The following is an 11,025-nucleotide window of genomic DNA, read 5'->3' on the forward strand; positions in this document are numbered from 1 at the left end:
TCCATGGCTGACGAGGCGAAGCTTCTCGACTACCTCAAGCGGGTCACCGCCGACCTGCACCAGGTGCGGCAACGCCTGCGCGAGGTGGAGGCCGGCGAGCAGGAACCGGTCGCCATCGTCTCCATGAGCTGCCGCTTCCCGGGCGGCGTGCGGACGCCGGAGGACCTGTGGGACGTCGTCGCGTCCGGCCGGGACGTGATCAGCGACTTCCCGGACGACCGGGGCTGGGACCTCGGCTCGCTGTACGACGCCGACCCCGGGCGGTCGGGCACCTCGTACACCCGGCAGGGCGGCTTCGTGCCCGAGCTGGCCGACTTCGACCCGGGCTTCTTCGCCATCTCCCCCCGGGAGGCCCTGGCGATGGACCCGCAGCAGCGGTGGCTGCTGGAGGCGTCCTGGGAGGTCCTGGAGCGGGCCGGCATCGACCCGCACTCGCTGCGCGGCAGCCGCACCGGGGTCTTCGCCGGCAGCACCGGCCAGGACTACGGCGGCGTGCTGATGGGCGCCGCGCAGGGCCTCGAAGGCCACCTGATGACCGGCAACGCCGGCAGCGTCGTCTCCGGCCGGATCTCCTACACCTTCGGGCTGGAGGGCCCGGCGGTCACCATCGACACCGCCTGTTCGTCGTCCCTGGTCGCGCTGCACCTCGCCGGTCAGGCGCTACGCCAGCGGGAGTGCACCCTGGCCATCGTCGCCGGGGTCACCGCCATGTGCACGCCGGCCGCCTTCGTCGAGTTCTCCCGGCAGGGCGGCCTCGCCGAGGACGGCCGGTGCAAGGCGTTCGCCGCCGCCGCCGACGGCACCTCCTGGTCCGAGGGCGTCGGCGTGCTGCTGCTGGAGCGGCTGTCGGACGCCCAGCGCAACGGCCACCCGATTCTCGCCGTGGTGCGGGGCAGCGCCGTCAACCAGGACGGCGCGTCCAACGGCCTGAGCGCCCCGAACGGGCCGTCCCAGCAGCGGGTGATCCAGCAGGCCCTGGCCAACGCCGGCCTCGCCGCCGGCGGCGTGGACGTGGTGGAGGCGCACGGCACCGGCACCCGGCTCGGCGACCCGATCGAGGCGCAGGCGCTGCTGGCCACGTACGGGCAGGACCGGGGCGACTCGGGCCCGCTGCTGCTCGGCTCGGTGAAGTCGAACCTCGGGCACACCCAGGCCGCCGCCGGCGTCGCCGGGGTGATCAAGATGGTGCTGGCGATGCGGCACGGCGTCGTCCCGCCCACCCTGCACGTGGACGCCCCGACCCCCGAGGTGGACTGGGACGCCGGCGCCGTCGAGCTGGTCACCGAGGTCACGCCGTGGCCGGCGGTGGACCGGCCGCGCCGCTCCGCGGTGTCGTCGTTCGGGGTGTCCGGCACCAACGCGCACATCATCGTCGAGCAGGCCCCCGCCGCCGAGGCCGCGCCGGCCGACGCCGCGCCGACCGTCGAACGGCCGGTCGTGCCGGTGCCGGTGTCGGCCCGGGACGCCGCCGCGCTCGCCGCGCAGGCCGGCCGGTGGGCCGCGTGGCTGGACGCCGACCCCGACCTGAGCCCGCTCGACGTGGCCTTCTCGTCGGTCACCTCGCGATCCGCCCTGGACAGCCGCGCCGTGGTGCCGGCGACCGGCCGCGACGACCTGATCGCCGGGCTGCGGGCGCTGGCGGCCGGGGACCCGTCGGGCACGGTGGTCGCGGGCCAGGCGGCCGACCGGGGGGCGCTCGCGGTGCTCTTCTCCGGCCAGGGCGCGCAACGCGCCGGCATGGGCCGGGAGTTGTACGGGTACTTCCCAGGGTTCGCCACCGTGCTGGACGAGGTGTGCGCCGGGCTGGACCCGCTGTTGCCGCAGCCGCTGAAGCCGGTGTTGTTCGCCGAGGAGGGCACCGCCGAGGCGGGCCTGCTGGACCGGACCGTGTTCACCCAGGCGGGCCTGTTCGCCGTCGAGGTGGCGCTGTTCCGGCTGGTCGAGTCGTTCGGGGTCGCGCCGGACCTGGTCGGCGGCCACTCGATCGGCGAGATCACGGCCGCCCACGTGGCCGGCGTGCTGTCCCTGGCCGACGCGTGTGTTCTGGTGGCGGCGCGGGGCAGGCTGATGCAGGCGCTGCCGGCCGGCGGCGGGATGCTGGCGGTGGCCGCGCCGGAGGCGGACGTGGCGGCCAGCCTGGACGGGCTGACCGACCGGGTCGGCATCGCGGCCGTGAACGGCCCGTCGGCCGTCGTCGTGTCCGGGGCGGTCGACACCCTCGACGAGCTGGAGCAGGCGTGGCGGGACCGGGGCGCCCGGACCCGCCGGTTGACCGTGAGCCACGCGTTCCACAGCCCGCTGATGGAGCCGATGCTCGACGAGTTCCGGGCCGTCCTGGGCACCCTGAGCTTCGCCGCGCCGACGCTGCCGGTGGTGTCGAACCTGACCGGCGCGCTCGCCGACGCCGAGGAGATCCGCACCCCCGAGTACTGGGTGCGGCACGTCCGGGAGGCCGTCCGGTTCGCCGACGGGGTCACCGCCCTGCGGGCGGCCGGCGCGGGCACGTTCCTGGAGGTCGGCCCGCAGAGCGTGCTCACCGCGATGGCCGCCGACGTCCTGCCCGGCGACGACGGCGTGCTGGCCGTCGCCGCCCAGCGCAGGGACCGGCCCGAGACCCACGCCCTGCTCGCCGCCCTGGCCGAGCTGCACGTCCACGGCGTCCCCGTCACCTGGCAGCCGTGGTTCGCCGAGACCGGCGCGCGGCGGGTCGACCTGCCGACGTACGCGTTCCAGCACCAGCGGTACTGGCCCGAGGCCGGGGCCGGGTGGACCGGCGACATCACCGCCGTCGGCCTGCGCCCCGCCCAGCACCCCCTGCTCGGCGCCGCCGTCGGCGTCGCGCACGCCGAGGGCTTCCTGTTCACCGGGCGGCTGGCCCGGCGCACCCACCCGTGGATCTCCGACCACGTCGTCTTCGACACCGTGCTGCTGCCCGGCACCGGCTTCGTGGAGCTGGCCCTCCAGGCCGGCGCGCACGTCGGCGCCGACCACGTCCGCGAGCTGACCCTGGAGTCGCCGCTGATCCTGCCGGAGACCGGCGGCGTCGACATCCAGCTCTGGATCGGCCCGGCCGACGAGACCGGCTGCCGGACCGTCTCCCTGCACTCCGCCGCCGACGGCGAGCCCGCCGAGGGCACCGGCGAGCGACCCTGGACCCGCAACGCCAGCGGCGTGCTGGCCGGCGGCCCGGCGACCCCGGGCGGCCCGCAGGGCTGGTCCGACCTGACCGCCTGGCCGCCCCCCGGTGCCACCGAGGTCGGCACCGACGACCTGTACCTGAACCTCGCCGCCCAGGGCTACGACTACGGCCCGTCCTTCATCGCGCTGCGCTCCGCCTGGCGGCGCGGCGACGACCTGTTCGCCGAGCTGGCCCTGCCCGAGTCCCCGGCCGCCGAAGCCGGCGGGTACGGCCTGCACCCGGCCCTGCTCGACGCGGCCCTGCACACCCTCGGCCTCACCACGCCCGCCGGCGAGCCGTCCGGCGCGGACATGCCCCCCGGGTACGGCCGGCTGCCGTTCTCCTGGAACGACGTCGCCCTGCACGCGGCCGGCGCGGCGGCGGCCCGGGTCCGCGTCTCGCACACCGGCGCCGACAGCGTCTCGCTGCTGCTCGCCGATGTCACCGGCGCCCCGATCATCTCCGTCGGCTCCCTCGTGCTGCGGCCCGTCTCCGCCGACCAGCTCCGGGTCGCCGGGGGCGGCGGCACCGAGTCGCTGTTCCGGATCGAGTGGGCCCCGCTCGCCCTCCCGGCCGGCCCGTCCACCGCCGGCTGGGCGGTCGTCGGCGACGCCGCCGGCCTCGCCGACGCCGTCGCCGCCACCGGTACGGCCGTCGCGGCGTACCCCGACCTGACCGCCCTGGCCGCCGCGCTCGACGAGGGGGCGGACGCGCCCGGCGTGCTGCTCGTGCCGTTCCTCGACCCGCCTGCGGCCGACGTGCCCCGGGCCGTCGCCGAGGTCACCCACCGGGCCCTCGCCGTGCTCCAGGGGTTCCTCGCCGACGACCGGTACGCCGACTCCCGGCTCGTCGTGCTCACCCGGGGCGCAGTCGCCGTCGCCACCGCCAATACCGCCACCGCCGCTGCCACCACCACCGCCGCCGCCGCCGACGTGACCGACCTGGCCGGCGCCGCCGTCATCGGGCTGCTCCGCTCCGCCCAGTCGGAGAACCCCGACCGGTTCGTGCTGGTCGATGTCGACGACGTGGCCGGCTCCGCCGCCGCCCTGGTCCCGGCCGTGGGCACCGACGAGCCGCAGGTCGTGATCCGCTCCGGCGTCGCCGCCGGGTCCCGGCTCACCCGCGTCCCGGCCCTCGCGGAGCCGCCCGCCGCCCCGTTCGACGGCGACGGGACCGTGCTGATCACCGGCGCCACCGGCACCCTCGGCCAGCTCATGAGCCGGCACCTGGTGACCGTGCACGGCGTCCGGCACCTGATCCTCACCAGCCGGCGCGGCCGGGCCGCCGAAGGCGTCGCCGAGCTCTGCGCCGAGCTGGAGGCGTTGGGCGCGACCGTCACCGTCGCCGCCTGCGACGTCGCCGACCGGGACGCGGTCGCGGAGCTGCTCGCCGGCATCCCGGCGGAGCACCCGCTCACCGCCGTCATCCACGCCGCCGGGGTACGCGACGACGGCGTCATCTCCTCGCTCACCCCCGAGCGGATGGACGGCGTGCTGCGGCCCAAGGTCGACGCCGCCTGGAACCTGCACGAGCTGACCGCCGGCCACGACCTGAAGGCGTTCGTCTCGTACTCGTCGCTCGCGGCCACCGCCGGCGGCCCCGGCCAGGGCAACTACGCCGCCGCCAACGCCTTCCTCGACGGGCTGGCCCACCACCGCAAGGCGCGCGGCCTCGCCGCCCTCACCCTCGCCTGGGGCCTCTGGGCCGACCGCAGCGGCATGACCACCGAGCTGGACGACGTCCACCTCAACCGGATCTCCCGCTCCGGCGTCGCCGCCATGGAGGCCGAGGAGGGCCTCGCCCTCTTCGACGCCGCCTGCCGCACCCCCGACGCCGCGCTCGTCCCCGCCCACCTCGACCTCGCCGCGATAAAGGCGCAGTTCGCGGGCGGCAGCGTGCCGCCGCTGTACCGGGCGCTGATCCGCACCCCCGCCCGCGCCGCCGCCGTGAGCACGGGCGCGTCCCTGGTCCAGCAGCTCGCCGCGCTCGGCGACGCCGACCGGGTCGCCGCGCTCGTGGAGATCGTCCGGGGCCAGGCCGCCGCCGTGCTCGGCTACCCCGACCCGGCCGCGATCGAGCCGCGCCGGGCGTTCAGCGAGTTCGGCTTCGACTCGCTCACCGCCGTGGAGATGCGCAACCGGCTCAACAACGCGTTCGGCATGCGGCTGCCGGCCACCCTCGTCTTCGACTACCCGACCCCGCACGACCTGGCCGTCCACCTCGGCACGGAGATCGCCGGTGCCCCCGTGCCGGTCCGGCCCACGACCACCGCCGTGGCCGTCGGCGACGACGAGCCCCTCGCCATCATCGGCATGGCCTGCCGACTGCCCGGCGGGGTGTGGTCGCCCGAGGACCTGTGGCGGCTCGTCGCCGACGGCGTCGACGCGATCAGCGACCTGCCCACCGACCGGGGCTGGGACCTCGACACCCTCTACAGCCCCGACCCGGACGCCAGCGGCACCTTCTACGCCCGGGGCGGCGGCTTCCTGGGCGGCGTCGACCGGTTCGACCCCGGCTTCTTCGGAATCAGCCCCCGCGAGGCGCTGGCCATGGACCCGCAGCAGCGGCTGCTGCTGGAGACCACCTGGGAGTCCTTCGAGTCCGCCGGGATCGACCCGGCCACCGTGCGGGGCAGCAGCACCGGCGTGTTCGTCGGCACCAGCGGCCAGGACTACGGTTCGCTGCTGGCGTACTCGCCGGAGGCCGCCGAGGGCTACATGCTGACCGGGATGACCAGCAGCGTCATCTCCGGCCGGGTGGCGTACACGTTCGGCCTGGAGGGGCCGGCCGTCTCCCTCGACACCGCCTGCTCGTCGTCCCTGGTCGCCCTGCACTGGGCCGGCCAGGCGCTGCGGCGCGGCGAGTGCGACATGGCCCTCGCGGGCGGCGTGATGGTGATGGCCACCCCGACGGCGTTCGTCGAGTTCTCCCGGCAGCGCGGCCTCGCCACCGACGGCCGGTGCAAGTCGTTCGCCGCGTCGGCGGACGGGACCGGCTGGTCCGAGGGCGTCGGCATGCTCCTCGTGCAGCGGCTCTCCGACGCCCGCCGCCAGGGCCGCCAGGTCCTCGCCGTGGTCCGCTCCTCCGCCGTCAACTCCGACGGCGCGTCGAACGGGCTGACCGCCCCCAACGGCCCGTCGCAGCAGCGGGTGATCCGGCAGGCCCTCGCCACCGCCGGGCTCGCCACGGCCGACGTGGACGTGGTCGAGGCGCACGGCACCGGCACCACGCTGGGCGACCCGATCGAGGCGCAGGCGCTGCTGGCCACGTACGGGCAGGACCGGCCCGCCGACCGGCCGCTGCTGCTCGGCTCGATCAAGTCCAACATCGGGCACGCGCAGGCCGCCGCCGGTGTCGCGGGGGTGATCAAGATGGTGCAGGCGATCCGGCGCGGGATCGTGCCCGCCACCCTGCACGTCGACGAGCCGTCCCCGCACATCGACTGGGCTGCGGGCGCCGTCTCGCTGGTCACGGAGGCCACCCCGTGGCCGGCCGTGGACCGGCCGCGGCGGGCGGCGGTGTCGTCGTTCGGCATCTCCGGCACCAACGCGCATGTGATCATCGAGCAGGCCGACGACGAGCCGGCGGAGCCGGTCGCCGTTCCCGCCACGGGCCCGGGGCTGGTCGCCTCGGGCGTGACGGTGTGGCCGGTGTCGGCCCGGTCCAGGGCGGCCCTGGCCGGCCAGGCCGCCCGCCTGGCGTCGTACGTGCGCGCCCACGAGGGCCTCGACGCGGCGGCGGTGGGCTGGTCCCTGACGGCCACCCGCGCGGTCTTCGACCAGCGGGCCGCCGTGGTCGGCTCGACGGTCGAGGAGTTGCTGTCCGGCCTGGACGCCCTCGCGGCGGGCACGCCGGCCGGCAACGCGGTCACGGGCGTGGCCGCGTCCCACGGCGCGGGTCCGGTGTTCGTGTTCCCGGGTCAGGGTGCGCAGTCGGCGCGGATGGCGGCGGGTCTGATCGGTCGGACGCCGGTGTTCGACGCGCGGCTGGCGGAGTGCCAGCGTGCCCTGGCCCCGTACCTGGACGTCGATCTCGTCGCGGTCCTGACGGGTGACGACGAGTCGTGGTTGGACCGGGTCGAGGTCGTGCAGCCGGTGCTGTGGGCCGTCGGCGTCGCCTTGGCCGCTCTCTGGCGGCACGCGGGCGTCACCCCGCAGGCGGTGATCGGGCACTCGCAGGGCGAGATCGGTGCCGCGTGCGTGGCGGGCATCCTGTCCCTGGACGACGCGGCGAAGACCGTCGCCCTGCGCTCGCGGGCCCTCGCCGTGCTGCGCGGCACCGGGGCGATGGCGTCGGTGGACCTGTCCGCCGACGCGGTGACCGAGCGGCTGGGCGCGTTCCCCGGGGTGGGTGTCGCGGCGGTGAACGGTCCGGCCACGGTGGTGGTGTCGGGTCCGCCGCAGCCGGTGGCGGATCTGGTGCAGGCGTGCCAGGCCGAGGGCCTTCGGGCCCGGTTGATTCCGGTGGACTACGCGTCGCATTCGGTGTCGGTGCAGGAGGTCGCCGAGCAGCTTCGGGCGGACCTGGCCGGCGTGACCCCGCAGGCCGGTCACACCCGGTTGGTGTCGACGTTGACCGGGGACTGGGTAGATCCGGCGAGCATGACGGCCGACTACTGGTTCGACAACCTGCGGCAGACGGTGCAGTTCGACGCGGCGATCCGGGTGGCGGTCGCGGCGGGGCATTCCACGTTCGTGGAGATCAGCCCGCATCCGGTGTTGACGATGCCGGTGACGGCGATCCTCGACGACGCCGGCACGACCGGGCACACGTTGGGCAGCCTGCGTCGGGGTGACGACGACCCGACCCGGTTGTTGACGAACCTGGCGACCGCGCACGCCATCGGCCTGCCCGTCGACCTGACGCACGTGCTCGCGGAGACCGACGTGGTGCCGCTGCCCACGTACGCCTTCGAGCACCAGCGGTTCTGGGTGGACCCGCCCGTGCACCGGGCGCAGGACGTCGCCTCCGCCGGCCTCCAGGACGCCGGGCACCCGCTGCTCAGCGCCACCCTCACCTTCCCCGACAGCGAGCGGATGGTGTTCACCGGGCGGCTGTCGGTGCGTACCCACCCGTGGCTCGGCGAGCACCGGGTGATGAACAACATCCTGCTGCCCGGCACCGCGTTCGTGGAGCTGGCGACGTACGCCGGCGAGCAGTCCGGCTGCCCGACGGTGGAGGAGCTGACCCTGCTCGCCCCGCTGGTCCTGCCCGAGCTGGGCTCCCTCCAGGTGCAGCTCTCGGTCGGCGAGCGCGACGACGACGGCCGGCGGGGCGTGCAGCTGTACTCCCGGCCGTACCGGGACGGATCGGACGAGATCCTCGCCGACGTGGCCTGGACCTGCCACGCCACCGGCCTGCTCGCCCCGCAGCCGGCCGACGCGCCCGCCTTCGACCTGGGGGTGTGGCCGCCGCCCGGCGCGACCCGCGTCGAGTCCGACGACTTCTACGCCGGCATCGAGGCGACCGTCTTCGGGTACGGCCCGGCGTTCCGCGGCCTGCGCGCCGCGTGGACCCGGGGCGACGAGGTCTTCGCCGAGGTGGAACTGCCCGCCGACCACCACGCCGAGGCGGGCCGGTTCGGGGTGCACCCGGCGCTGCTCGACGGCGCGTTGCAGGCCATGTCGATCGGCGGCTTCCTCGGCCGGATGGGCGACGGCGCCGACGCCACCGCCCCCCGGCTGCCGTTCGCCTGGACCGGGGTCTCCCTGCTCGCCGCCGGGGCCACCGCCCTGCGGGTGCGGGTCGCTGCGGCCGGCGAGGTCGGGGTGGCCTTCCAGGTGGCCGACGCCACCGGCGCGCCGGTGCTGCACGTCGACTCGCTGATCATGCGGCGGGTCTCCGGTGACTCGCTCGGTGCGGCCCGCTCCGGCCGGCACGAGTCGCTGTTCCAGGTGGACTGGCCGGTGCTGCCGGTGCCCACCGGCCCGGTCCCGGCGGCCACCCGCTGGGTGGTGCTCGGCGGCGACGACCTCGCCCTCAGCGCCGCCTGCGAGTCGGCGGGGACGCGGGTGCGCGCCGACGTCGACCTGGACTCCCTCGGTGACCTGCTCGCCGGGGGCGAGCCCGCGCCGGAGGCGGTCGTCGTCCCGGTCGGCGGCGGCGCCGACGACGACGCGGACCCGGCCCTCGCCGCGCGGGCGCGGGCCACGACGCACCGTACCCTCGCGGCGTTGCGGACCTGGCTCGCCGACGACCGGTTCGCCGGGTCCCGGCTCGTGCTGGTCACCCGCGACGCGGTCGCGGCGGGGGAGCAGTCGGCGGTCAACCTGCGCCAGGCCCCCGTGTGGGGCCTGCTGCGCACCGCCCAGCTCGAACACCCCGGCCGGTTGCAACTCGTCGACCTCGACGACGAGCCGGGCAGCGCCGGCGTGCTGGCCGCCGCGATCGCCTCCGGCGAGCCGCAGCTCGCCGTGCGGGCCGGACAGGTCCGCACCCCGCGCCTCGGCCGGGTCCCGGCCGGCGTGGAGCCGTTGCCGGGTGGCATCGACCCCGACGGCACCGTGCTGATCACCGGCGGCACCGGCGTGCTCGGCCGGATCCTGGCCCGTCACCTCGCCACCACCCACGGCGCGCGGCACCTGCTGCTCGCCGGCCGGCGAGGGGCGGCGGCCGAGGGGATCGCCGACCTGGTCGCCGAACTCGCCGACCACGGTACGGAGGTGACCGTCGCCGCCTGCGACGCCGCCGACCCGGACGCCCTGGCGGCGCTGCTCGCCGGGGTCCCCGCCGCGCACCCGCTGACCGCCGTGGTGCACGCCGCCGGCGTCCTCGACGACGGGGTGCTGGAGTCGATGACCCCCGACCGCGTCGACGCGGTGGCCGTGCCGAAGATCGACGCGGCCTGGCACCTGCACCGGCTCACCGAAGGGCTGGGCCTCGCGGCGTTCGTGCTGTTCTCCTCGGCGGCGGCCACGCTGGGCAGCGCCGGCCAGTCCAACTACGCGGCGGCCAACGCCTTCCTCGACGCCCTCGCCGCGTACCGCCGGGCCTGCGGGCTCGCCGGCATCTCCCTCGCGTGGGGCCTGTGGGAGCAGGCCAGCGGCATGACCGGCCACCTCGCCGACGCCGACGTGCGGCGCATCACCGAGCAGGGCGCCGCCGGCCTGGCCACCGCGCAGGCGCTGGACCTGTTCGACGCCGCCTGGCGGCTGGACGCGGCGGCCGTCGTACCGATGCGGCTCGACGTCGGGACGCTGCGGGGTCAGGCGGAGTCCGGTGCCCTCGCGCCGCTGCTCCGCGCCCTGGTCCGGGTGCCGCTGCGCCGCTCCGTCGACGCCACCGGCGCCCGCTCCGGCGGGGTGTCGCTCGGCCAGCGGCTCGCCGGGCTGGCCGGCCCGGAGCGGCTGAAGGTGGTGCTCGACGTGGTCCGGGCGAACATCGCCGCCGTCCTCGGCCACGCCGGCGCCGACGCGGTCGACCCCGGCCGGCTCTTCACCGACCTGGGCTTCGACTCGCTCACCGCCGTGGACCTGCGCAACCGGCTCAACGCCCTGTCCGGGCTGCGGCTGCCGGCGACGCTGGTCTTCGACTACCCGACGCCGACCGCCCTCGCCGAGAAGCTGACCAGCGAGATCGCCGCCGACTCCGCGCCCTCCACCCAGCCCCTCTTCCAGGGCATCGACACCGTGGAGAGCCTGCTCAACTCCATCCCGCTCGACCCGGTGGCCCGGGACCGGTTCACCGCCCGGATGCAGGACCTGCTCGCCAAGGCGTCCGACCTGGCCGCCGGGCCCGCCGCCGAGGACCGGCCCGATCTCGACTCGGCCAGCGACGACGAGATCTTCGACTTCATCAGCAAAGAGTTTGGAATCTCCTGAGATGACCGAATTCCTGATCGAGGCAGG

General features: G+C 76.1%; 1 protein-coding gene. It reads left to right on the forward strand.

Going from position 1 to position 11,025, the window contains the following annotated elements:
• Positions 1 to 3 precede the first annotated feature (3 nt).
• A complete protein-coding gene (locus tag GVV04_RS26620) occupies positions 4 to 10,998 on the forward strand; it encodes a type I polyketide synthase (RefSeq protein ID WP_161691680.1) in 10,995 nt (3,664 codons plus the stop codon).
• Positions 10,999 to 11,025 lie beyond the last annotated feature (27 nt).

It is taken from the genome of Micromonospora rubida (assembly GCF_009908295.1).
In the GTDB taxonomy this organism is placed as follows: domain Bacteria; phylum Actinomycetota; class Actinomycetes; order Mycobacteriales; family Micromonosporaceae; genus Micromonospora; species Micromonospora rubida.

Coding starts and splice junctions, on each gene's coding strand:
- GVV04_RS26620 (WP_161691680.1), top strand. CDS start 4: ATGGCTGACGAGGCGAAGCTTCTCGACTACCTCAAGCGGGTCACCGCC.